The organism is Bacillus sp. SRB_331, assembly GCF_003264175.1.
In the GTDB taxonomy this organism is placed as follows: domain Bacteria; phylum Bacillota; class Bacilli; order Bacillales; family Bacillaceae_G; genus Bacillus_A; species Bacillus_A mycoides.
This window is the reverse complement of sequence record NZ_NADV01000193.1, coordinates 1-298: the sequence shown is the minus strand read 5'-3', so window position 1 is coordinate 298 and position 298 is coordinate 1. Positions and strand designations below refer to the sequence as shown.

Annotated in this window: 1 protein-coding gene; it reads left to right on the top strand. The window is 61.7% G+C overall.

What is annotated here, in order from left to right; all coding sequences use genetic code 11:
* Window positions 1–206 (top strand): cell division topological specificity factor MinE (gene minE / locus B5P42_RS31750; protein ID WP_113736080.1); only part of this gene is annotated, 206 nt, incomplete at its 5' end.
* Window positions 207–298 lie beyond the last annotated feature (92 nt).

Here is a 298-nt window from a genome sequence, read left to right as displayed (position 1 = left end):
GCCTGCAGATCATCCTGGCGCACGAGCGCAGCGGCCGCAACGCTGCCGCGCCCGACTACCTGCCCGCGCTGCAGCGCGAGCTGCTGGCCGTGATTTCCAAGTACGTGTCGATCAACGCCGATGACATCAAGGTGCACCTGGAGCGCCAGGACACCCTCGAAGTGCTCGAAGTCAAGATCGAGCTGCCCGAGACCGCGCGCGGATAGCTTGGGGCCAAAATGGCCTCAAACGCTTTCTGGCAAAGCGCTTGCAGCTATTGAAGCAATAGCAATCTAGAGCGGGTGCTCGGTGTAGAAGC